The organism is Paenibacillus sp. FSL R7-0189, from assembly GCF_037969925.1.
GTDB lineage: Bacteria > Bacillota > Bacilli > Paenibacillales > Paenibacillaceae > Paenibacillus_AQ > Paenibacillus_AQ odorifer.
The window spans coordinates 6,860,657-6,883,254 of record NZ_CP150223.1 but is presented as its reverse complement, the minus strand read 5'-3'; the positions used below and the strand labels follow the sequence as shown (position 1 = coordinate 6,883,254).

20 protein-coding genes are annotated in these 22,598 nt (G+C 42.7%); 13 read left to right on the top strand and 7 right to left on the bottom strand.

Annotated features, from left to right (window positions below):
* Positions 1 to 2: 2 nt before the first annotated feature.
* From MKY63_RS30390 to MKY63_RS30375, 4 genes are all read left to right on the top strand, one after another.
* Positions 3 to 446 (top strand): DinB family protein, encoded by a 444-nt coding sequence (locus MKY63_RS30390; protein WP_076140949.1) that lies wholly within the window; start codon positions 3 to 5, stop codon positions 444 to 446.
* A 166-nt stretch (positions 447 to 612) separates the two neighbouring features.
* Positions 613 to 1,020 carry a MerR family transcriptional regulator gene (locus MKY63_RS30385; protein ID WP_051491619.1) on the top strand — a complete coding sequence of 136 codons (408 nt, stop codon included), beginning with the start codon at positions 613 to 615 and terminating at the stop codon, positions 1,018 to 1,020.
* 68 nt (positions 1,021 to 1,088) lie between these two features.
* Complete coding sequence (locus tag MKY63_RS30380; RefSeq protein WP_081388113.1) at positions 1,089 to 2,018, top strand: alpha/beta hydrolase; 930 nt, start codon at positions 1,089 to 1,091, stop codon at positions 2,016 to 2,018.
* Between the two features lie 455 nt (positions 2,019 to 2,473).
* Positions 2,474 to 3,064, top strand: a complete 591-nt coding sequence (locus MKY63_RS30375; RefSeq protein ID WP_036689440.1) for a TetR family transcriptional regulator — start codon at positions 2,474 to 2,476, stop codon at positions 3,062 to 3,064.
* A gap of 24 nt (positions 3,065 to 3,088) precedes the next feature.
* On the opposite strand, the gene MKY63_RS30370 is transcribed toward MKY63_RS30375, so the two are convergent.
* Positions 3,089 to 3,715 (bottom strand): hypothetical protein, encoded by a 627-nt coding sequence (locus MKY63_RS30370; RefSeq protein ID WP_339192911.1) that lies wholly within the window; start codon positions 3,713 to 3,715, stop codon positions 3,089 to 3,091.
* A 68-nt stretch (positions 3,716 to 3,783) separates the two neighbouring features.
* Here MKY63_RS30370 and MKY63_RS30365 point away from each other — a divergent pair, with 68 nt between their 5' ends.
* The 3 genes from MKY63_RS30365 (at position 3,784) to MKY63_RS30355 (ending at position 6,661) form a co-directional block, all read left to right on the top strand.
* Entirely contained in the window at positions 3,784 to 4,527 is a 744-nt protein-coding gene (locus tag MKY63_RS30365; RefSeq protein WP_076140950.1) for an SDR family oxidoreductase, read from the top strand.
* Between the two features lie 82 nt (positions 4,528 to 4,609).
* Positions 4,610 to 5,695, top strand: a complete 1,086-nt coding sequence (locus MKY63_RS30360; protein WP_076140951.1) for a glycerol dehydrogenase — start codon at positions 4,610 to 4,612, stop codon at positions 5,693 to 5,695.
* A 105-nt stretch (positions 5,696 to 5,800) separates the two neighbouring features.
* On the top strand, positions 5,801 to 6,661 hold the full coding sequence (locus tag MKY63_RS30355) for a divergent polysaccharide deacetylase family protein (RefSeq protein ID WP_076100825.1): 861 nt from the start codon (positions 5,801 to 5,803) through the stop codon (positions 6,659 to 6,661).
* Here the strand turns inward: MKY63_RS30355 and MKY63_RS30350 are convergent.
* On the bottom strand, positions 6,648 to 7,400 hold the full coding sequence (locus MKY63_RS30350) for an N-acetylmuramoyl-L-alanine amidase (RefSeq protein WP_235219580.1): 753 nt from the start codon (positions 7,398 to 7,400) through the stop codon (positions 6,648 to 6,650). The two genes, MKY63_RS30355 and MKY63_RS30350, sit on opposite strands and share 14 nt — an antisense overlap.
* A gap of 183 nt (positions 7,401 to 7,583) precedes the next feature.
* On the opposite strand from MKY63_RS30350, the gene MKY63_RS30345 reads away from it, so the two are divergent.
* Positions 7,584 to 7,772 (top strand): YqzE family protein, encoded by a 189-nt coding sequence (locus MKY63_RS30345; RefSeq protein WP_036689445.1) that lies wholly within the window; start codon positions 7,584 to 7,586, stop codon positions 7,770 to 7,772.
* Positions 7,773 to 7,840: 68 nt separating this feature from the next.
* Here MKY63_RS30345 and MKY63_RS30340 read toward each other — a convergent pair whose 3' ends face one another.
* The 3 genes from MKY63_RS30340 to MKY63_RS30330 all read right to left on the bottom strand — a co-directional run bounded on the left by MKY63_RS30340 (position 7,841) and on the right by MKY63_RS30330 (position 11,826).
* Positions 7,841 to 8,863 carry a hypothetical protein gene (locus MKY63_RS30340; RefSeq protein ID WP_076140953.1) on the bottom strand — a complete coding sequence of 341 codons (1,023 nt, stop codon included), beginning with the start codon at positions 8,861 to 8,863 and terminating at the stop codon, positions 7,841 to 7,843.
* A gap of 156 nt (positions 8,864 to 9,019) precedes the next feature.
* Entirely contained in the window at positions 9,020 to 10,084 is a 1,065-nt protein-coding gene (locus tag MKY63_RS30335) for a YqhG family protein (RefSeq protein WP_094902536.1), read from the bottom strand.
* Positions 10,081 to 11,826, bottom strand: a complete 1,746-nt coding sequence (locus MKY63_RS30330) for an SNF2-related protein (RefSeq protein WP_038569930.1) — start codon at positions 11,824 to 11,826, stop codon at positions 10,081 to 10,083. The genes MKY63_RS30335 and MKY63_RS30330 overlap by 4 nt, the downstream gene beginning before the upstream one ends.
* Before the next feature lie 386 nt (positions 11,827 to 12,212).
* Here MKY63_RS30330 and MKY63_RS30325 point away from each other — a divergent pair, with 386 nt between their 5' ends.
* From MKY63_RS30325 to MKY63_RS30310, 4 genes are all read left to right on the top strand, one after another.
* Positions 12,213 to 14,870, top strand: coding sequence for an adenosylcobalamin-dependent ribonucleoside-diphosphate reductase (locus MKY63_RS30325; RefSeq protein ID WP_076104636.1), 2,658 nt, complete (start codon positions 12,213 to 12,215; stop codon positions 14,868 to 14,870).
* A gap of 801 nt (positions 14,871 to 15,671) precedes the next feature.
* Positions 15,672 to 16,727: a hypothetical protein gene (locus MKY63_RS30320; protein ID WP_076100818.1), complete on the top strand. Its 1,056-nt coding sequence runs from the start codon at positions 15,672 to 15,674 to the stop codon at positions 16,725 to 16,727.
* Between the two features lie 661 nt (positions 16,728 to 17,388).
* A complete protein-coding gene (locus tag MKY63_RS30315; RefSeq protein ID WP_339810923.1) occupies positions 17,389 to 18,444 on the top strand; it encodes an N-acetyltransferase in 1,056 nt (351 codons plus the stop codon).
* Positions 18,422 to 18,793: an ASCH domain-containing protein gene (locus tag MKY63_RS30310; RefSeq protein ID WP_076100816.1), complete on the top strand. Its 372-nt coding sequence runs from the start codon at positions 18,422 to 18,424 to the stop codon at positions 18,791 to 18,793. Before MKY63_RS30315 ends, MKY63_RS30310 begins: the two co-directional genes overlap by 23 nt.
* A gap of 331 nt (positions 18,794 to 19,124) precedes the next feature.
* Here MKY63_RS30310 and MKY63_RS30305 read toward each other — a convergent pair whose 3' ends face one another.
* On the bottom strand, positions 19,125 to 19,523 hold the full coding sequence (locus MKY63_RS30305; protein ID WP_038569934.1) for a cytidine deaminase: 399 nt from the start codon (positions 19,521 to 19,523) through the stop codon (positions 19,125 to 19,127).
* A 239-nt stretch (positions 19,524 to 19,762) separates the two neighbouring features.
* On the opposite strand from MKY63_RS30305, the gene MKY63_RS30300 reads away from it, so the two are divergent.
* A complete protein-coding gene (locus tag MKY63_RS30300) occupies positions 19,763 to 20,713 on the top strand; it encodes a methylenetetrahydrofolate reductase (protein WP_256715468.1) in 951 nt (316 codons plus the stop codon).
* Between the two features lie 87 nt (positions 20,714 to 20,800).
* On the opposite strand, the gene MKY63_RS30295 is transcribed toward MKY63_RS30300, so the two are convergent.
* Positions 20,801 to 22,543, bottom strand: a complete 1,743-nt coding sequence (locus MKY63_RS30295; protein WP_076316566.1) for an SGNH/GDSL hydrolase family protein — start codon at positions 22,541 to 22,543, stop codon at positions 20,801 to 20,803.
* Positions 22,544 to 22,598 lie beyond the last annotated feature (55 nt).

Here is a 22,598-nt window from a genome sequence, read left to right as displayed (position 1 = left end):
CTATGACTTTCACTTTAGTGTTGCCAATCTGGCAAGCGGTACAAACGCGATTTCATAAAATGGTGAAGGCATTGCCGGAAGAGGATCTTAACCTTAAGCTAGGGAACTCTACGATTGGGGGATTAATTCAGCATAATGCGGAAGTTGAGTTTATGTTCGCAGAGTGGTTTTTTGCAAGACCTAATCCTCTAGGCGACAAGGCAGCATATTCTACATTGAATGAACTCGTTGATCTGCTGACTGTTTCCAATGAGAATCTAACTGCTGCGATGCAGGAGCTTCCGGAAGAAGCGTGGCATGTGAGTGTGGAGTCGGCTTTTGGCACATCTACACCGCTTGAAGCGATAGGCAGGCTTATGTATCATACAGGCATTCATGCCGGACAGATTTCGCTTATACAGAAAAATGCAGTCCGAAGTGAAGTGAGTAAATTGGGAAATGATTGATGAGAAAACGGCAGAAATGTCGTTTTTTTTGTGCGTAAATAAGGAGTTTTTAAAAGGGAGCTTGGTTACTTGTTGACGTTCTTTTGATGTCCCTTGATGTCCTTTTGATGTCCTCTGCTGCCTCTGAATTTGGTATAATGTAGGGGATTATAAGGGGGCGCTGATTATGACAGAATACTTGCGAGGCCAAATTGCTAAAATGGCGAATGTGAATATGGAGACGTTAAGGTATTATGAAGAGCTCGGATTAATTAGCACTCCCTTACGTTCAGAAGCTGGTTATCGTCTTTATTCGGATGAGGTGCTTAGCCGACTTGTTTTTATACATAATGCTAAACTGTGTGGTTTCACTTTAAAGGAAATCAAGAAGGCACTCACTAAATCTGAAAGCAGCGGCATTAGCATAGATGATTTTGTAACTGTTGTGGATAAGAAAATGGATCGAGTTCGTGGCGAAATTGCAAAACAGGAAATAAAACTAACAGCCCTCGCAGATTTGAGAAAAAATTTGTTAGCCACAGATAAACATCCAGGCGTACAGTCCACGCTCGAAATCCTAAAAATGGATTCTTAACTTGACCTTGTAGTCTCCTACAGACTTTACAATCTGAGTTGAAAAGAATTGTAGGAGGGATTAACGATATGGAAAAGTCAAGTACAGAGCAGCTTGCAGCGATCAAAGATTATCTGCGACAAAGCAACCGATTGGATAGCAAGTCTATCGGGCAAATACGGCAGGAGATGTCCGCGACGGCTGCGAACATGCCCATTCCTACGGATGTTATCGTCGAGCGGGTCATGATTGGGCCCGTAAGTGGAGAGTGGATTATTCCTGTGAAATCTGCTCCACCCGCTGATGAAGTGATCCTTTATTTCCATGGTGGGGGTTTTATTTCTGGGACTTGTGAATTTTATCGGGATTTGGTTACACGAATTGCAAAAGCTAGTGGTAAGAAAATCCTAATCATTGAGTATCGCTTGGCACCAGAATTTACTTATCCGGCTGCTAACGAAGATTGTATAGACGCTTATCTGTGGCTGCTCGCGAATGGATATTCTGCCGGGAATGTCGTGCTTGGAGGGGATTCTGTTGGAGCCAGCCTTGCGCTGATGACGTTGATTACTTTACGGGATGCGGGTGTGGAATTGCCGGCGGGTGCGTTTTTTATCTCGCCGCATACAGATCTCGTCCTTTTGGATGGTGAATCGTATCTGAGTCGAGCGGAGTTTGATCCAACAGGCAGCATAGAAGGAAATAAACGAATAATTGATGTTTATCTAGGTGCTCGGACAGAACTAGCTCCTATATTATCTCCCTTAAGGTTGGATTTGCAGGGATTACCTGATTTACTTGTTCAAGTAGGCGACCACGAGGTATTGTTAAGCGATGCAACGAGGTTGTCTGAACGAGCACAAGCCGCGGATGTTCATGTAGAACTGGAAATATGGGAGAACATGTGGAGCGTCTTTCACTTTTTAGCTTATATGCTGCCAGAGGCGCAGCAAGCGATCGCGAATGTCGGTAAGTTTGTTAGAACAAGGCTAGATCGGATTGAGCAAAAAAGCAGATGATGTTGCCCGCCTTCTTGAGAGATCAAGGAGGTTTTTTGGCGAAATCGTTAGGTTCGCAGAAGGTGGATTGCTAGATGCTGGGCTTCTTCATCATAACGGACCGTATTGCAGCTATTTGCTCAATTCAGCGCGTTTGACTAACTTTTCGGACTGCATAGCTCTTATTGGCACATAAGAACGCCGAAAAGGTGGGGATTTGGGTGGATAGCTGCATTTGAGTCCGATAGCATGGTGAATTACGGTGATTTTCGGAAATAAGGGCTCCTCAGTCCGAATTCATGTAGGAAGGGGGCTACGGAGAATTAGACACCAGACGTGTATCTAAGTTTAATAAATGGGTGTGAGTATATACTGATAATGATTTAACGAATGACAAAGTGGTAATATTGTCAGTTCGTTTTTGGACATGATATGCTATGATAATTACCACCAGAGATAGAGCGAGGGGAATACATATGTCGAATGATCTTCCATTATCAAAAGAAAACATTTTGGACGCGGCTGAACAAGTGCTCCGGCGTTTTGGCCCGGACAAGACTTCTGTTGTTGATGTAGCGAAGGTGCTTAAAGTAAGTCATGGTACGTTGTATAGACATTTTTCCAGTAAATCTGCTTTGCGAGAAGCAGTAACCGAAAGATGGTTGCAGTATAATATTTCAGAGCCTTTAAAGAATATTTCAGAGCATTTTGATGGGAATGCCAAAGAGCAACTCCGATTATGGATGGACACGCTGATTCGTAGTAAACGCACCTATGCTGTGGATGATGCCGAAATGTTTGCTATGTACGCAGCTGTAACTTTAGAAGCGGTGGATATGATTACCCTACACGTAGATCAATTAATTGGGCAAATTGCAGGCATTATTGAAAAAGGCATACAATCCAAAGAGTATAGAGTGGTGGAACCAGTGGTAACGGCTAGAGCAATTTTTAATGCTACTTCGCGGTACCATCATCCAGCACATGCTATAGAGTGGCAGTCGGCTACGATTGATCAGGATTTCGCCTCTGTTTGGGATTTGCTCCTTTCCGGGATTTCTTTGTAGCATCTAATTAAAACCTTCTGATGTTCAGGAGGTTTTTTTGTGTCTTAAAGGGGGATAAATCCCGTAGATTAGGCTGAATTGAGCGACTAGCAGCAGATGAACGGTATAAATCCCGTAGATTAGTCTGAATCGAGCGAGTTGCAGCGAATGAGCGGTATAAATCCCGCAGTTTAGTTTGAATTGAGCGACTAGCAGCAGATGAACGGTATAAATCCCGTAGATTAGGCTGAATCGAGCGACTTGCAGCAGATGAACGGTATAAATCCCGTAGATTAGGCTGAATCGAGCGACTTGCAGCAGATGAACGGTATAAATCCCGTAGATTAGTCTGAATCGAGCGACTAGCAGCGAATGAGCGGTATAAATCCCGTAGATTAGTCTGAATTGTGCGAGTTGCAGCGAATGAGCGGTATAAATCCCGCAGTTTAGTTTGAATTGAGCGACTTGCAGCGAATGAGCGGTATAAATCCCGTAGATTAGTCTGAATCGAGCGACTAGCAGCGAATGAGCGGTATAAATCCCGTAGATTAGTCTGAATCGAGCGACTAGCAGCGAATGAGCGGTATAAATCCCGTGGATTAGTCTGAATCGAGCGACTGTTGCAAAATATGTGAAAAGCGAATTAGAATGACAAATATTAAAAAATGTCACTTGTAATTTGTAATCGATCGATTTATAATCAGACCAACAAGAAGGACAAAGTAATAGGAGGAATAAATATGAACCACAATTTAGCTGGAAAAGTAGCATTAGTAACAGGTGCATCGAGAGGCATGGGCCGGGAGATTGCGGAGAACTTGGCACAACAAGGTGTGAAGGTGGTCGTTAACTATTCGAGTAACCCCGGCAAAGCCGAGGAAGTCGTAACCGGTATTAAGCAAAAGGGTGGAGAGGCCGTCGCTATTCGGGCAGACATCAGCCAGGTGGCAGAACTTGAACAGTTATTCCAAACCACACTAGAAGCTTATGGACAACTCGACATTCTCGTCAATAACGCTGGTATTATGATCACGAAGCCGATTCTAAATATGACAGAAGAGGATTTCGACATGCAGTTTGCGATTAATGTGAAAGGCACCTTTTTTGCTTGCCAGCAAGCAGCTAAATATATGAATGATAACGGACGGATTATCAATTTTTCAACTTCCGTTACGGGTCAAATGTTCCCGACCTACAGCGTCTATGCAGGAACTAAGGGAGCAGTGGAACAAATCACTCGTCAGCTGGCCAAAGAATTTGGACGAAAAGGAATCACTATCAATGCTGTTTCACCGGGACCTGTGAATACGGAGTTATTTACCGTAGGAAAATCAGCGGAAGAGATTGCGACCGTAGGGAATATGAATTCCTTTGGACGTTTAGGCGAGCCTGAGGATATCTCAAACATTGTGTTGTTCTTAGCCAGCAAGGAATCACAGTGGGTTACAGGGCAAACGATCCGTGTGAATGGTGGATTTATTTAAGCTGGTGGCTAAAGGGATCTTTTTAATAGCTGAATGTGGTCAATCCTTCTAATATGAATGTAAATAAAAGGAGGAGTGAACCATGACGCAGATCATCTGCTCACCAACTAAATATATACAAGGACATGGTGAAATTCGTAAGCTGGGAGATTATTGTTCGCAGCTTGGAGCGACAAGAGCTTATGCCATTATTGATCCTTATATTTTCTCTGTGTACAAAAAAGAGATCACATACAGTTTTGAAATGAACGAAATGCCACTAGTGATGACTGAATTCAAGGGCGAGTGCAGCAGTAATCAGGTTAATGAGATAGTTGCAGCACTTGGCTTGAAGGATGCGGAAGTCATTATAGGGATTGGTGGCGGCAAGACCCTGGATACGGCAAAAGCAGTAAGCCACATGAGTAACCTCCCGGTAGTTATTGTACCCACAGTGGCTTCAACGGATGCACCTTGCAGCGCTTTATCAGTGTTGTATACGGATGAAGGAGACTTTGACTGTTATCTTCCATTAAAAAGAAATCCCGATCTGGTTATCGTAGACGTCGATATCATTGCCAAAGCTCCTGCAAGATTGCTTGTTGCTGGAATGGGTGACGCGTTGTCTACTTTTTATGAAGCAAGAGCTTGCCGAGAATCTGGGGCTATTACCCATGCAGGTGGGACTAGCACAATTGCAGCCCTTTCATTAGCTCGTGCCTGTCTGGATACCCTTCTAGCAGAGGGTGAAACGGCATTAAAAGATGTTAAGCAAGGCATTACCTCTCCTGCGGTGGAACACATTATTGAAGCCAATATTTACTTAAGTGGCATTGGGTTTGAAAGCGGCGGACTTGCTGCGGCGCATGCGATTCATAATGGATTGACGCTGCATGAGGAATGCAGGAATACTCTTCATGGTGAAAAGGTTGCTTTTGCTACGATCGTTCAGCTTGTACTGGAGAAAGCACCATATGAAGAGATTGATCAGGTGATTGATTTCTGCAAAAAAATCGGCCTTCCCGTTACTCTCAAAGATCTTGGGATTACCAATAAGGATATCAATCAGTTGATGACTGTAGCTGAAGCTAGCTGTTCTAAGGATAGCCCCATCTGGAATATGCCAATTGAAATTCAAGCACTGGATGTGCTGGAAGCTATTCTTGCCGCAGACGCACGGGGACAATAGAAAAAACTCGACTGTAAATTATTGCGAACCTTCCTCGTACATATTTAACCTTCGTGAACCAAACAATGAGAACAATTGTTTAAGACGAAGGAGGCGTTCCTCTTGATGAAGGACAGTCGAAGTTTCAAACGTTATTTACTGATTTGGATTGCTGTTGCTGCTCTAATGGTTACTTTAATCGGTTCCGTGGTACCGTCTGTTTCAGCTGCCGAGTCCAGAGACAACCCTACAAACACACCAAGTGAAGAGAAGGCATCTCGACGTAATAAGGTCGTAATTATTATTGACGATTTCGGCAATGACATGAAGGGGACGGATGAAATGTTTTCACTGCCGATTAAGCTTACGGTGGCGGTCATGCCCTTTTTGCCTACATCTGTGAAGGATGCCACACGCGCGCATGAACGCGGAGATGATGTTCTTCTCCACTTACCGATGGAGCCGCGCCAAGGTAATCCTAAATGGCTTGGACCAGGAGCTGTACTGGCCAAGATGTCTGATGAGGAAGTCCGTCAAAAAGTAGAGGCAGCACTCGATAATGTGCCTTATGCTATCGGCATAAATAACCACATGGGCTCTAAGATTACCGGGGACGAACGGATTATGGGTGTGATCTTATCCGTGTGCAAAGAGCGGGGATTGTTTTTTGTGGACAGTAAAACCAACTACCGTTCTGTTGCTGGCAATATGGCTTATCGAATGGGGCTGCCGCGTGTAGAGAATCATATCTTTTTGGATGATACACACACAGCCAATCATGTCCTGAAACAAATGGGCCTCGTAAATAACCTGGCGAAGGATCAACGATTCTGCGTAACCATTGGTCATGTTGGTGTATATGGAAAAGAAACCGCCGCAGGCATCCGCAGCGGTGTTGAGCAAATAAAAGATGATGTTGAATTTATAGGCATTTCTGATCTAGTCAAAAACGAAATGAACTGGAACTCGAATCCTACACTTCCATAAGATAAGCTACTATGCCTCCAGCAATCGCTTCTGCAATTTCTTGTTGCCCTTTAGGGGTGCATAGCTTTTCGCGATCTGTCGGACTGCTTACAAAACCCGCCTCAACAATTACAGTTGTGGCGGTTATTTTGTTGAGTAAATAAAAGGGCTTACCCGGTCTTGTCTCAGCACGGATATTATAGAGACTGTTTAATTGTTGCTGAATGGTCTGGGCAAGGATAAAGCTGCGGCCTTCTTGGCGATATAATACAAGCGGACCATGTTTGGAAGGAGAAGGTGCCCAGTTAACATGGATGCTGACCACTACGGTAGCTGGTAATGTCTCAGCCAGTTCTTTACGCTGGGCAAGATCGCGCAGATGTCGGGATTTACTGCGCAGCCAGCGGTTCTCATCACTTGGGGCATAATCTCCATTACGATTTAAGGCAACATCAAATCCATCGCTGCGCAGCAGCAGAAATAATCGGCGTGAGATATCTAATGTAATATCCTTCTCAAGAATGTTGCCGTAGGAAGTACCTCCGTCGATCCCCCCATGTCCTGCATCAATTAAGATCATACGGTGGCCGTGGCTTAAGAGATGCTGACGTTCATCATTCACTACGGGTTTGGATGGAGTTGCAGAAGCATATGCACTCCCCACAAACAGCATTAGAAGTCCAACTGTAGTTAAAGTAATACGTAAGCCGCATATTGCAGCTGCTGTCTTGGAATAAGCTTTATTTCTCCCATTGTTCAAATGAACTCCTCCTTGCATGTGAATAACCTCGTGCCCTAGATTCTTTGTTAGATTGTGCTTTAATAGGTAAACCTATTCGAACAATCCGGGACAAGAGTTTAGATATATGCTCGCTGGTGCACACTAAGAGCATGGAACGACGCTGGTTATCTTAATTCACTTATAATGTAGGAGGTGTTACAAATGGCTTCCGGCGGCGATGAGCTTGTAAAGTATATCACTGAGAAGGTAGTTGTTTATATCGAGGATCCGCGTGCCATTCATGCTCGAAGAGCGGCTACTAAGCAGCCGTGGTCACAGAAATGGTTCGGTATGCTTCCGCTGGGTTGGTCGATCTGGCGAAGCAAATGGAGCCACAGTGATAAGGATTGAATATCACAAATAACAAATAACCTTCCAGTGCCTAATCGAGGGTGGCAGCGGAAGGTTATTTGTTATTTTTAGTTATAGATATTTTTGTCGGGCAGCTTGTGCAGTGTTCCGATAGCCTGCAAGGCAGTGAGTGGCAAATACCGTCTTCCTTCTGGCCCTGATGCTGCGTAAACGGTAGGCATGTTGTTTATTGCTTGTGTTTTATTCGAAGCAGGCAACCAGTTTTGATAACCTGTAATCATAAAAGGGGCCCCTACGATATCATTTCGGCCAGCGGCTTGATAAGCGATACTTTCCTTGGGACGAATCAGTGCGGCGATATTGTCACCGCCTACAGCAAGCAGTTTTGGGGAGGTCAACCACATGATATTTTTATAAGGATCATCTGTTCCCCCGCTTTGATAGGCAGAAAGCGGCGACAGGTCAGTAGTTAAGTTAGTGATTACATCCGTTTCTGTCTGCTGCCCTTTAAGCACTTCTTCCGCTTTACTGAGCGTCCATGGTAAAACTTGGGGTACGGAAGCATTGATAAAAATCGTCTTATCGTCAATGGCGATTTTCCATACGGGTAGAAGTGGTGCATATAAGGCTGTAAGTTTTATTTTGCCTGTAAAAGATGAAGGTATAAGTCCTTCCTGCACCAAAAATTGGCGCAGTTCTAATAAACTATAGGGGAGACCGTAAGTGCCAGCTCCATATTCGCTAAGCATATAACCACCTTGATCCGTAGCCGAAATGATCATGTAACCGATCCGCTGTTCACCTTTCATAACGTTGACAAGCCAGCTATGAGTACCTGGACCCAGAGGATAATATTCTATTCCTGCGTCCTTCCAGGCTGTAAATGGAGCTTCTGCTGCGAGCTTGTTCAGTGTACTCTTGGCAAATTCTTGGACCGTACCGGGTGAAGGTAAGATATCCATCTGCAGTACAGGTATCAAATCCTGTGTGACTGAATCAACTACACTTACTCTGGAAGCGGCAAGCGCAGAAGAGGAACCGGAGCTCGTTGCGATGAGTCCGATGCATAGAAGCAGGAGGAAGCAGCTTTGACCTGCAAGAAGCAGCCTCCGCCGTACACTTATTTTCATGGCGTCGTTCACCTTTCTTTGTTATGAAATATCAGAAAGTATAAGCTTCCTTTTTATTGTAGAGGACAAGCTATAAAAAGGCTGTTGCTTGCTGTCGCGCCGGAAGGCGGAAGTTCTCTTGTTTTTTTGCCTGCTTTTAGCGAGTAGGGTCGCATTCTATAGGCTCCGCAGATGAAACAGTCCATAGGTTACCGCAGAAACTGCGATTTGCGGCTCATATTGCCAAATGGTCTCTTGGCGACGACGGTTATACTGTTCTTGTGTCGCTAGGCGTTTTTCTTCATCAGGCTCCTTCAACAGCTCTCCATAATAGACATCAATGATGTCCAGCTCAACCCTTAGCCGCTCACGCGCCTGTTCTGCCCAAGTATAGTCCAGTTCGGCTAGCTGAGCGGTAAGATGAGTTTCCAATAAGTCGGTAGCGGCTGCTACTGTCATTTCGTAAGGCTGGATATGCACATTTTCCGGCAAGCGTGGCATCATCTCTTTCGTGGAAACTTTTGCATTAAAATCATCAATGATGGTTCCCTTTGTTAGAGAGATGCCAAGATAATGGAGCTCTTCCCGTTTCAAATCGCAGCTCATCTCCACTTTATAGCAGACACTTAGCCATGGTTCGTAAGCGGCAGAGAACAGCGTGTTCCGCTGTCTGCTACCCGGGTCCTCAAATAAGTAAAGGCATTTACCTTCGTCCCGAGCGGCGTTCCAAATTTGTTGCAATCGCTTGCTTCCGTAAATAATATCCTCTCTGCGGATCATCCCGGGTCCAATTCGTGGGAGTGCCGGCACAATGCCGAAGTAGCGGGCTAGAATACTTTCCTCCGGGTCAGTAGATGGAGCATTCACTGCCTCTGAGCCCGGGGAGGCCGGACCGAGTAAGTCAGCGCTGGCCTCTGCATCGTTTGTTACACCTGTAGCTAGGCTTCCGGTGACAACTTGATTCAAGATGCCAGCACTACGATTTGCAATGGGTGGAACCTCTACTGCAGCTTGACTGTCGTATTTTTCCGGATCAAAAACAAAGGTGAAAGAAAGGGTCTCAGGATCTACACCTGTGCGCTCCACGAATCCCCAATAATACGGCCGGTCGGTGAGCATTTTGTCAGCTCTAGGTGATAATTTCACAGTTACGTGAAGGGGCGAAGCCTCAATGATGGAGCATTCAGTGGCTTCAAGATAGTCCATCACATGCTTGCGTACTTCCTGTGCGGTGAGGGTCATGTCGCAGTCTCACTTTCTTTTTTAATACCCTGTGTCAATTCACTGAGGGATTCACCAATATGGTCCAGCTCATGCCGCAATTCTTCGTCGGAGCGGGATTCGAGCATGATTTTGTATAAACTTTTCTCCAGCGATTCCTTCTTTTCAAAACGTTCCAGGATTACATCCAGCCCGCCAATCACCATTTCAAACATATTGATTTTCTCATGCAGCAGATGCAGGATATGTTCTTCAATCGTGCCTTGAGTAGACAAGTTGTAGATCACTACGTCATTTTCTTGCCCTAACCGGTGGACACGGCCGATCCGCTGCTCCACGCGCATGGGATTCCAGGGCAGATCAAAGTTGATCATATGGTGGCAAAATTGCAGGTTTATCCCTTCACCACCGGCTTCCGTAGCAATCATAACTTGAGCCCGGCCGCGGAAAAGATCCATCATCCAATCTTTTTTGCCACGGTTCATGCCGCCGGAATAAGAGACACACATCAGCCCATGTTCACGGAAATACTGCAGTAAATACTCTTGAGTTGCGCGATATTCCGTGAAGACGATGACCTTTTCATTCATTTCTTGAATGAGTGCTAAGGTTGTTTCAGCTTTAGTGTTTGTTTTAACGGTACGGAGGGTCTGTAGCAGCTCCATCATCCGGTCTCTTTTTGGTGAATCCGCAGGCAGCTTTTTGATCAAATTAACTAAAGTGATAAAGACGGCATCCCGGCTGCTGCACACCTCACGTTGAAGGGTTACCAGAGAAAGCATGCTGCTAAGATTGCCGCCGGATTCCTGATACTGGTCTTTGACAAAGGAAGTAACACTGTTATACAAATCTTTCTCTTCTTGGGAGAGAACTAAGGGGATATTACGGACTTTTCGTTTCGTGAAATTAACTGGACCTTCACCACGGCGATTGCGGATCATGACCTTCGAAAGCTCGTCCCGCAGTTGACCTTCATTCTTGGGCTGGCGTTTATCAACCACGAAATTCGAGGCAAAATCGCCCTGATTTCCAAGTTGCCCCGGCTTCAGTATAGTGATCAGATTAAAGAGTTCGCCCAGATCATTCTGAACGGGAGTCGCGGTGAGCAGCAGGCAATATTTTTTGCGTAATTGCTGTACAAATAGATAATTGGTCGATTTTTTATTCTTCAGCTTGTGAGCTTCATCAATGATCAACATATCGTATTCATTTTCCAGCAAGATTTCCTTATGAGGATCTCGTTTGGCGGTATCCATCGATGCGACGACTATGGCGTTGCCCCACGAATAGGCTTTTTTCTGAGCGACAGCAGTGATGCCAAATTTCGCATTCAGCTCACGAACCCATTGCAATACTAGAGAAGCAGGTACGAGAATAAGCACTTTGGAGACAAGACCGCGTACGAGATATTCTTTGAGCACTAGTCCTGCTTCAATGGTCTTGCCCAGTCCAACCTCATCTGCAAGAATCGCGCGGCCTGACATTTCGAACAGAACCTTATGCGCTGTATCCAGCTGATGGGGAAGAGGGGACAAGCCGGATAAATGCTTCATACATTGCAGCTCATCGAAGCTCGTTACTAGACCTGTTTCCTCTCCTTGTACGGCAAGCTTAGATAAACGGTAGTCTCCCCATGGGCCGCCCTTTTCCAATTTGAGCTCCAGATCTTGCAACCAATTCCGGTCAAAAGAAAGAGGAACAGGCAGTATCGGCGCGGGTGTTCCCCCTTGCTGGGGTAGAGAATTACGGAATAATTGCGTCATAATGCAGCCTCCTCAAGCTCGGATTTATATCACCATTCGTAAGAGTAGTATGCTCGTAAACGAGAGAATTCATAACCTCCTATTTTTCACGATAGCCTTTAAAAAAGAGAGCAAGAGCGAGAAAAAGCAGCAACGTTTGCGATAATTCGGCAACTTGACTCTATTTTCGAATAAGACCTTCGATACAATATGTGGTATAGTTTAAAAGCTGACGCACACAATATATTGTGACAAAAGCTTGAAAATGTATTTTTTATAGAGTGCTTAGCTGGTACTTGTTATTGACAAGATGAGCTTCCTACATACACCTGTTAAGCAGTGGAGGATGGTAAGGGAGTTTTTGTTGTGGGCCCATACCTTGGACCGGTAACTAATATCTACTACACATGCGGGAGGTTTTTTTATTGAGTAAAGTGGAACGTAAGCAACGCCTTGAAGGGCTAAGTGAAAAAATATTTTTGGATCGTTATGCTTGGAAGGATGCAGACAGCAACAATGCTAAAGTAGGCGATGTTGTATTGGTGCTGACCAAAGATGATCCGAAGTTTCCAACTAAGGAAGTCGGAGAAATTGTGGAGCGCAGTGGTCGAATCGTAACTGTAAAGACGCGCAGTGGCGAACTCGTGAAATCGGATGTTGAAAAGTTGACCCTTAATATAGAAAAAACTCCTGAGGAAATGTGGGACCGTCTATCCACAGCGATGGCTTCTGTAGAGAAGACACCTGAGCTTCAAGCAGAATGGGCGGGCAAATTCCGTTCAATTCTGGATGATTGGAAGCTTGTGCCGGGTGGACGTATTGCGGCTGGTGCAGGTGCTAGTGAAGAATTAACATTGTTCAACTGTTATGTAATCCCTTCTCCAAAAGACAGCCGTGGCGGCATCATGCAGACATTGTCTGAAATGACGGAGATTATGGCCCGTGGTGGCGGGGTGGGCATTAACCTGTCTTCATTGCGTCCTCGTCGTGCGATTGTTAGAGGGGTTAATGGTTCATCCAGTGGTTCCGTATCTTGGGGCGGTTTGTTTAGTTATACTACGGGGCTTATTGAGCAAGGCGGCAGCCGTCGTGGTGCGCTCATGCTGATGATTAATGACTGGCATCCCGATGTTGAGGACTTCATTACCGTGAAGCAAACGATGGGCCAAGTCACTAATGCTAACCTTTCGGTATGTGTGAGCAATGGTTTTATGAAGGCTGTAAAAGAAGATCTGGACTGGGATCTCGTATTCCCGGATACAACCGATCCTGAATATAACGAAATGTGGGATGGCGATCTCGACAAGTGGAAAGCTGCCGGCAAAAACGTTATCCATTATCGCACTGTAAAAGCGCGTGACGTGTGGCGTACGATCATTGAATCGGCATGGAAATCCGCTGAGCCGGGCGTTGTATTCATGGAATACTATAACCAGATGTCTAATAGCTGGTATTTCAACCCGATTATTTGTACAAATCCGTGTGGTGAACAAGGCCTGCCTGGCTGGGGAGTCTGCAATCTGTCTGCGGTGAACTTGTCCAAGTTCTACGATGAGAAAAATCATGATGTGGATTGGGAAGATCTTGCGACTACCACACGTTATTCCGTCCGTTTTCTGGACAATGTAATTGATAAAACACCTTATCATTTCCCGGAAAATGAAGCGAATCAGAAAAAGGAACGCCGCGTGGGTCTCGGAACCATGGGATTGGCGGAGCTGATGATTAAATTGAACATCCGTTACGGCAGCCCGGAATCGTTGGAGTTTCTGGACAAGCTATACGGCTTTATGGCTCGTGAAGCCTACCTTGCATCGGCAGAAATTGCTGGAGAGAAGGGTTCCTTCCTAGCTTTTGATACTGAGAAATATCTAATGAGCGGCTTTATGAAAAATATAGTCGAAGCGTATCCAGAGGTTGGCGAAGCAATTCGTGAACACGGTATGCGTAACGTTACAGTGATTACACAAGCACCTACAGGTAGTACAGGTACAATGGTGGGGACTTCTACGGGAATTGAGCCTTATTTTGCCTTCAAATATTTCCGTCAAAGTCGTCTTGGCTATGATGAACAGTTTGTTCCAATCGCTCAAGAGTGGCTTGAAGCTCATCCAGGTGAAGAGCTGCCGGACTACTTTGTAACTTCGATGGATCTGTCAGCTAAAGATCATATCCGTGCGCAAGCAGCGATCCAACGCTGGGTAGATAGCTCCATTTCCAAAACAGCGAACTGCCCGTCTGACTTTACGGTTGAGGAGACGGCTGAGCTATATGAAATGGCCTTTGATCTAGGATGTAAGGGTGTTACGATCTACCGCGATGGAAGCCGTGACGTTCAAGTGCTGGAAACCACGAAGAAGGAAGACAAAAAAGAAGCCGCTCCGGTTGCGGCAGAGGAAGCTACAACTACTGTAGAAGCAAGTACAAGTGTTGTAGCAGCAAGTCCAGCGCCTCAAGTGACTACAAAAGAGGCGGATAAACAATACAAAAAACGTCCGCAGGTTCTGCGCGGCGCTACCTATAAAATCAACACACCATTTGGGATGGCATATATTACGATCAATGACCTTGATGGAATACCGGCTGAAATCTTCCTGAATGTAGGTAAAGCAGGTTCTGACGTCTTTGCTATGGCAGAAGCACTAGGCCGTGTCTGCTCCTTGTTCCTCCGTTACGGAGATCATGGTGAGAAAGTGGAGCTGTTGATCAAACATCTGAAAGGCATTGGCGGATCAGGAGCTATCGGCTTCGGCGCGAACCGTGTTGAATCCATTGCTGACGCTGTAGCTAAGGCACTGGAATCACATGTGCTGAACAATGCTCATGATGATCATGTACCTGCTCCGATTGCGGCAACTTTGGAGCTGGAGGATTTCAATGAAGCGTTAAATGCGGAGATAAAATCGAGCGTTCCGTCAGCTACGGAAGATGGACATGGTGGTCATCATGCGCATAACCATGCTACGGCTTCCCGTGACCTTTGCCCATCCTGCGGCAGCGCCTCGCTGATTAATATTGAGGGCTGTAAGACTTGTGGCAATTGCGGGTATAGTCGCTGTGGGTAAACGTTAGAGCCAATAAGTGTTTTATGGGAAATGTGATTTTTCATTTTAAATGAGATAATGAGAAACATACATCAAACTGCATATTAACTCATTGGAGGGGATGACATGTTTGTTATCAACCTCCTTTGTTTTAAATAAGCGAATAAAGCTCTATTGGGAAGCGGGGTGTCGTAAGTTAAGGTTACTCATTCGACCGAAGCCATTTTTAGACGAGAGTTTATCTGGGTACATTACTTGATTATTTGAAAGGAAAATTATGAATCGATGATTATCTTTTTTTAAAAAAGCTTCTTTGTATGGTAAAAGTTTAATGTATTCACCGTATAAGCTTGATGTGAAGCAATTAGAAAATTTAGCTGAACTTACGAATGTTGATGTCCAAATATTTTTAATTGTATATCCCCAATCTTTGATACAACTGTTTAAAGAAGATCCCTCCAATACAGGTACGCAATCCACACAACAAAAATAAAAATATGTCTGAAGTGCTTGAACGAAAACGGATATCATAAAAAAATATGGAATCTATCTCTTGTAACTACTTGTCCATTTTATGATTGTTTGCTGGTTGATATTTGTCCGAATTGCAACCAATTCTTAAGGATATATGGTGATAAGCTAAATGGTTTTACTTGGGGCGAACCGTTACATGTATAGGGTGCTGAAAACCGAATGTAACAAACTAACGAAAAATCATAAAGGTATTAGAAGAACTAATCAAGTTCTGTTTATCCGCATTTACCTAGCTCCCCCCATTTGAATGTTTCATATTATAATGCATTCGAGTTGTAGGAGGATCTAATGAAAAGAAAAATTGCAAAACGCAAAATATCCAGAAGGCTAAGTAAGCCGTTAGTTCATCCAAGAGTTGCTCCTAAAAGAGTATTTCGTCAAGCATTTGATCGTGAGAATATATTAGGACTTTTAGAGCTCTGCAAAACTAATTGGCTGGGATTTACAGAGGCTAGTAATAATAATATATATTTCATTAAAGTTGATCAGGTAACGAGTACCTCCATTATTGGGTTAAGAGTATGGGAAGAACCTGGATGGAGGAAAGGTCGCAAAGAATATGTTACAGTCCCATTCACAGAAATCGGAGGACTCGTTGGATGCAGAGACGGTACCTTGCCCTATCCAGGGGGGGTGGTTATAGTTTGTATTAGTGGTCGTGGAGGGGGTGTTACTGGTCCTAACGGTATGACGAAACTACGAGATACTTTGCGTTCTAAACTTACATCAACTCATAAAGGTATAAACCCAAATAACATTTTTCATATTAGTTGGAATAAAAATAATGATTCCAATCCTTTAGGCACACCTCTTATTAGTGATATATTAAAAGCTATCAAATTAAGAACTAGAAATATCACACCAAGCTATCTTGCTATTATTGGCCACTCTTATGGAGGGTGGGCAGCTTCTATGTTATCAAGAGTTACTTCGCCTCCAAATTTTGTGGCACTTATTGATCCAGTGTATGGTTCAACCAATACAATGACATCAAGTGATACACCAAGAGGAAAAATAATTAAAAATTGGTACCAAAAATTTGGTATTACTGCTGGTGAACCTTGTACTGGTATTGGAAGAATTAAATGTTCTCCTGCTAGAGATGGAGTAGCATGTGGGTATCAGAATGTTCCAGGAGCACAGAACATCAACGAGGTATTCCTAAAGACTTGGAATGGGACAGTAAGGACTGTCCCCTGTTTAGGAAAGAACCCTGTTTCCTTGCATGCTTCACACATAGATATTGATGATGATGAATGGATACACCGTCAAATATTTGATCAAATCAATAAAGATCTATCTAAACAGATTGAAATGTCAAAAAAGAAAGCCCGAAGAAAATAAACTCTTCTGGTAATATCCCTTCAAGTAGACACTCAAAAACCTCAATATTATTATTGGGGTTCAGTATACCTCAATTAGGTTATTCTGTTTCGAGTACGTAAGTTTTAATAAATCTATTCCCTAAAAATAAAAAAGTTTTTTGAAAATAATCAATTCTTGAGACATTCTTAATCTCCCCATACCGTTTGCTTATTAGAGTAGGAAGAGAAGGTACTCTTATTTATTCGGATGGTAGCTTATTACTGGATCCAAAATCAATTAATGACAATGAATTTATGGGACGAAGATTGAGATGAGACTGCTGAAAAAACTGAATATTTTCACCAAAATTAATTGGAAGATTAACAACTATGCACCATATTGTCATTTTAAATGCATACTACAATAAAACCCAAACTTGAAGGTTTGGGTTTATTGCAATGCTGCTTAACAATTCTCAATTACTTGTAAAATAAGCACCTTATATACAGAACGTTAGTTCTTGTTTTGCGTAAGTAGTGATATACTAAAATTAAATAATTAGTTAGAAATTTTTAGAGTTTGATTTGTTTCAATGTATTGTTTGTTTGGGACATTAGTCTATGACAACAAAAAAAAGACAACAATCGGCATGTATCATCTGGTATTATTGGACTATATTACCATGCATGGAGGCGTTGTTATGAATGGAATTATTGAACCTAAAAAATTTTATCAGATTAACCTAAACGATCCTTTCTTTGAAACGCTAAAGGAGGATTATCCTGAATTTGAACAATGGTTTAAGAAAAAGGGGGATGAAATAGCCCAAGTATTTTATAATGAATCAGATACGCTGGAAGCCTTCCTATATATGAAGACTGAAATAGGTCCAATTAATGATGTTCAGCCCATACTCGATGGCGGACTCTGGTTAAAGGTCGGAACTATGAAAGTTAATCCTCATGGCACAAGACTCGGAGAGCGGTTTATAAAAAAAATTCTCGATTATGCCATTGTTAAGGACATCTTAAATATTTATGTTACTGTTTTTGAAAAGCATCAAAAATTAGTAGAAACTTTTAAAAAATATGGATTTAAAGTGAGTGGGAAAAAAATATCTTCTGCAGGTGAAGAATTAGTATTAACAAAAAATTTGAAAAACACAGTTAATAATACCCTACAAGATTATCCACTGCTCATATCAAGAAATAAAGCTAAACATTTGTTGGCGATAAAACCGAAATATCATACTAAGTTGTTTCCGGATTCTATTTTGAAAAATGAGAGCTTTGATATCATATCGGACGTTTCCCATACAAATAGCATACATAAAGTGTATCTCTCCTCGATGCCTGGATTAGCTTCTGTTAAAAAGGGGGATTTGTTGGTAATTTACAGAACCAAAACAGAAAATACATCTGCTTGGTATACATCTGTTGCAACTTCTATTTGCGTAATTGAAGAAGTTAGAAGCCCTCGTGAGTTTTCAAGTCTAGAATTGTATATGAAATATTGTAAAAGTTACTCCGTATTTAATGATTCTGAATTGTTAGAATACTGGTATAAAAAAGGGCGCGTCTACATAATCAAAATGACATATAATATTGCCTTTAGAAAAAGGTTAACTAGAAAAAAATTGGTTGAAGAAGTTGGGTTAAATGAGAAAGATTATTGGGGTTGTATATCTCTTTCGGATCAGGAATTTGAAAAAATACTAACATTAGGTGATGTTTATGAAAGTCTTGTTATCGATTAAACCTGAATATGTAGAAAAAATATTTAGTGGAGAAAAAAAATACGAATATCGCAAAGTCATTTTTAAAAAGAATGTTGATACCATTGTCGTATATTCAACAATGCCTGAGGGGCGAATAGTAGGAGAGTTTAAAATTGATACGATCCTATTTGATAGTCCTGAGATAATTTGGAGTAAAACAAAAGAGTATGGCGGCGTCAGTGATTTATTCTTTAAAGAATACTTTGCAAATAGACAAGAAGGATATGCAATAAAAATAACTGAGCCAGTAAGATATGAAAAGTCAATAGACCCTAAGCTTGAGTTTAAATCTTTCCATGCCCCTCAGTCATTCTGTTATATATCTTAGTATTTATAGTTTTTTAGTAAGGGTGGATCAATGAATATTTTTACAGAATCTAGAATTATTTGAGGCGAATTCGCCCAAGCTACATAAACCCAACGACAACTAACGAATCTGTCCAGTGGAATTTATTCTACCCTGCAAGAACAGTAACGAATATAGAGATCGATAATAGTGGTAAAGGTTGGAATTGCGATTTGGTAAGTAACAACGTATTTACGCGGTGTGTCTGGTCTGTGAACTCGTGTCTAGCTAAGCTTTTTAACACAAAAAACACGCGTACTTGTCTAACAAAGGTACGCGTGTTTTTGTTATTCCACTACGAGAGGAATTATTTTTACATCTCTAAATTTTTGAATGCGTAAGGCAATAAATCCCTTAAACTCAGCTCTAAGATTTCTTTTTTCTCATTGGTTAAATAGACAGGCATGTCGGGCAAACAGAATTCCGATAATACTTGTCTGCAGATACTACATGGCGGCAGAAAATCCATTGTGTCACCTGCTACAGCTATAGCCTGAAAATCACCTTTAGTATAGCCCTTTGTAATAGCCGTGAAGATTGCTGTTCTCTCTGCACAATTAGTAGCGCCAAAAGATACATTTTCTACGTTTACTCCATTAATAACATTTCCATCTTTAAGCAATAAGGCTGCTCCAACTGGAAATTTAGAATAAGGGGCATAAGCAGCTTTCTTTGTGTTACGTGCGCTTTCCATTAATTCTTCTTTATTCATAATACTCACCCTTTTTAAATAAGAATGAACCTTTCGGTCCCCTTATCGCCAACTTTAAGGTTGGCAGGACTTCTAATATTATAGTCACATCAAATGGTTGTCAACATGTACTACTCCATAAGTATCATTAAGGAATCATAGCTTTAAAATATAACTAGATATAGTAAATAGAAGTTACACATATTAAGCCCGCCATGGTAACCTTATCTTAAAAGCGACGAGTAGAGGGGTTTTGTAATGTGGGAGCGGCAGAGAATACATTTAAACAAAAAATATTGAGCAAAAAACCGGGTATTATAACATATGGGATGACACCACCGAAGGCAAGCCACGCACCAGAAAAGGTCTCGGAAATCGCCCAGAAACAGGTTGAAAGACTTAAAAATCTTGATTTAGATGCGTTAATTCTGTACGACGTTCAGGAAGAAGTAGATAGAGTGGATCATGAAAGACCTTATCCCTATTTACCAACGATTGATCCGGCTGTCTATGGTGATAAATATCTAAGACAGGTGGAGGTCCCAAAGATAATTTACCGGTGCGTCGGTAATGATACAAGAGCCCAGTTCGAGGATTGGGTTAAAACTGACGACAATGAAGATAGATTTTCAGTGTATGTGGGCGCTTCGTCAAGTAAACAAGAGGTGAAATTGAATTTACCAGATGCTTATGAGCTAAGTAAACAGTTAAATAGTAATTTAACTTTTGGTGGAGTTGTCATTCCGGAAAGACATATAAAAAAGAATGATGAGCATATACGGGTTGTCGAAAAGACCAACAATGGGTGCAACTTTTTTATCACTCAGGCAACTTATAATGTAGAGGCATCTAAGAATTTATTGTCTGATTTATATTATTACTATACAAATAACGGTTTTGAGATGGTTCCTATTTTATTTAATCTTGCACCATGCGGCACAGCGAAAACATTACAATTTATGAAGTGGTTAGGGATCAGTATCCCGGGATGGTTAGAAAACGAGTTGAAATACTCGAATGATATTTTGGATAAATCAATCCAGCTATCGCAAAAAATCTTTGAAGAATTACTAGATTTCGGGCTGGAGAAGGGAATTCCTATTGGTTGCAGTATTGAAAGTGTTTCAACAAGTAAGTTGGAGATTGAAGCGTCCGTACAGCTTGTTAAAGATGTGAAGGCCATTTTAGATAAAAAGCTGCCTACCAAATAGAAAAAGATTCCTCAAAATATTGAGAAACCCAGGTCATTTAAAGACCATGGGTTTCTTTTTAGGTTATATGCCACTAGGGTCAACTAATTAAGCATTATAGCCGAAGCCCAGTATAGTAAAAGACTTGTCCTGATCTTCCGGCACCATTCTGATTTCTATCTGATGCTCCCCGCTAGCCTCATTTTGATAAAGAATTACCGGATTGCAATGTGTCCAGTTATTCTCATGTGGATCAGCGGTGACTACAAGACAACCATCGACGTAAATGTTCGCCTTGCCGAATTCGCTGCTGCCAGAATCCTTGTATACGAGGATGAGATTTTTGCTTGTTATCGTCAGCTTGAAGCTGTGTTCCCCAGACGACGCTGAATGCATCCAATTTTGAGGGAATTCCGGAGTTCCGAAAGAATTGGCATCCATTTCTACCCGCTGCAAATCGGTATCGATCCCCGAAAATCCGCCTACCTCAATCCTGCCTGCGTCAATATGGCTTTTGCGGTCCAGCAGGAGGGTTCCCGCAAAATCATTCCCGATGACCGGATGCTGATCCAATAGGAGATCATCTTCGTCCATTAGCGTTTTGTGGGTTTCGGAGAATAAATAAGCCAGACAATCAGCCATCACCCGGTGACCCTCATTAGTAGGATGATAGATATCATAGAAAAATTGCCGTTTCGAGAGGATGTTCCCCTCATTTTTGCTTAGGCGGAACTGCCCGGATACCGCATCCTTTACACTAACCATAGGAAGATTATAAGCTCGGCCAATGGGGGAGAGCCGTTCCTGCAGGTTCCAGTCATTCATAAACACGCTGAACAGGAGAACTACTGCCGGTCTATTATCGGCGGAAAGTATTTTTAGGCATAAGCTTTCAAAACAGTTGCCTTTCGTTTCATCCCCTTCGTCGTTTACCGCAAATTCCACCACCACGATATCCGGTGTTACAGAACCTTCCCGGAGAATATCCCTTTCATAACGGATGACCCCAAGCTCGGATGGTGTTCCACCTACCCCAGCCTTCACAAAATGGATGTTCCCGCCACCATTCGTACCGAATAATTCCTTAAATCTCAGATACGATTGGTAGGCATAACATTCTGTATGGATCGGTTTAGCGCCTGCTCCCTGAGTAATGGAACCCCCAATATAAGCAATCGTGACATCCTCACCTTTTATAGCCTTATGGATGGCAGTTTTTAATCTTTTATTATTGCCCGGATGAAGCAAGGATTGGGTAATGATCTCCCGGTATTCGTTAGAATCAAACGCTACAGGCGGTTCAATGACTAGCTCTGGTACAGAATAACCGTCATGCAAATAAAAAATTATACTCGCAATGGCCAGTTCGCCTTCATGTTTAAATTCAAAGGCGAATTTGCCGAGCACTGCATCCTCTTCAGACCATTCCAAATCCTCCAACTTCAAGAGAATCTCAGAACCGTCGGAGGGACAGGGCACACGTATGCTGCTGCCTGTTTCGTATTTGCTGGTTTTGCCCCAGTTCTGCAATAGAAAAGAGATGGGTTCGTTCTGCTCAGGATCCCTTCTCACAGACACTCCAATACTATGAACCAATTTGCGAAATCCAACGCAGTTTCCTAGCAGCTCCAGTATTGTCTCATCAGTGACGCCGCCAATATATCTGGCCTTGTCGATTAGATAGTTACCTTCCAGATAAACTTCCTGTGAAGGTGGACCTTCGGCCCGGGCTGTCGCCTCAATCGCGGTTTCGTAGAGCACAAAAAAACCGTTCCTGCGTTCAGCCGGATCCTTGGGTGCCTTTGGACCTTCAATCTTGCCTTCTGTAATGATCCCGTTATTGTTTTTCATATTGATCATCCTCGCTTTTTGTATAAGCTTTTCTTGTTATGGATGCGCTTGCAAA

Excerpts from the sequence above, each read along its gene's own strand:
- MKY63_RS30365 (WP_076140950.1), top strand. The coding sequence starts at position 3,784 with ATGAACCACAATTTAGCTGGAAAAGTAGCATTAGTAACAGGTGCATCG.
- MKY63_RS30330 (WP_038569930.1), bottom strand. The coding sequence starts at position 11,826 with ATGACGCAATTATTCCGTAATTCTCTACCCCAGCAAGGGGGAACACCC.
- MKY63_RS30335 (WP_094902536.1), bottom strand. The coding sequence starts at position 10,084 with ATGACCCTCACCGCACAGGAAGTACGCAAGCATGTGATGGACTATCTT.
- MKY63_RS30380 (WP_081388113.1), top strand. The coding sequence starts at position 1,089 with ATGGAAAAGTCAAGTACAGAGCAGCTTGCAGCGATCAAAGATTATCTG.
- MKY63_RS30310 (WP_076100816.1), top strand. The coding sequence starts at position 18,422 with ATGAAAGTCTTGTTATCGATTAAACCTGAATATGTAGAAAAAATATTT.
- MKY63_RS30325 (WP_076104636.1), top strand. The coding sequence starts at position 12,213 with ATGCGGGAGGTTTTTTTATTGAGTAAAGTGGAACGTAAGCAACGCCTT.
- MKY63_RS30355 (WP_076100825.1), top strand. The coding sequence starts at position 5,801 with ATGAAGGACAGTCGAAGTTTCAAACGTTATTTACTGATTTGGATTGCT.
- MKY63_RS30385 (WP_051491619.1), top strand. The coding sequence starts at position 613 with ATGACAGAATACTTGCGAGGCCAAATTGCTAAAATGGCGAATGTGAAT.
- MKY63_RS30390 (WP_076140949.1), top strand. The coding sequence starts at position 3 with ATGACTTTCACTTTAGTGTTGCCAATCTGGCAAGCGGTACAAACGCGA.
- MKY63_RS30375 (WP_036689440.1), top strand. The coding sequence starts at position 2,474 with ATGTCGAATGATCTTCCATTATCAAAAGAAAACATTTTGGACGCGGCT.
- MKY63_RS30305 (WP_038569934.1), bottom strand. The coding sequence starts at position 19,523 with ATGAATAAAGAAGAATTAATGGAAAGCGCACGTAACACAAAGAAAGCT.
- MKY63_RS30360 (WP_076140951.1), top strand. The coding sequence starts at position 4,610 with ATGACGCAGATCATCTGCTCACCAACTAAATATATACAAGGACATGGT.
- MKY63_RS30345 (WP_036689445.1), top strand. The coding sequence starts at position 7,584 with ATGGCTTCCGGCGGCGATGAGCTTGTAAAGTATATCACTGAGAAGGTA.
- MKY63_RS30320 (WP_076100818.1), top strand. The coding sequence starts at position 15,672 with ATGAAAAGAAAAATTGCAAAACGCAAAATATCCAGAAGGCTAAGTAAG.
- MKY63_RS30295 (WP_076316566.1), bottom strand. The coding sequence starts at position 22,543 with ATGAAAAACAATAACGGGATCATTACAGAAGGCAAGATTGAAGGTCCA.
- MKY63_RS30340 (WP_076140953.1), bottom strand. The coding sequence starts at position 8,863 with ATGAAAATAAGTGTACGGCGGAGGCTGCTTCTTGCAGGTCAAAGCTGC.
- MKY63_RS30315 (WP_339810923.1), top strand. The coding sequence starts at position 17,389 with ATGAATGGAATTATTGAACCTAAAAAATTTTATCAGATTAACCTAAAC.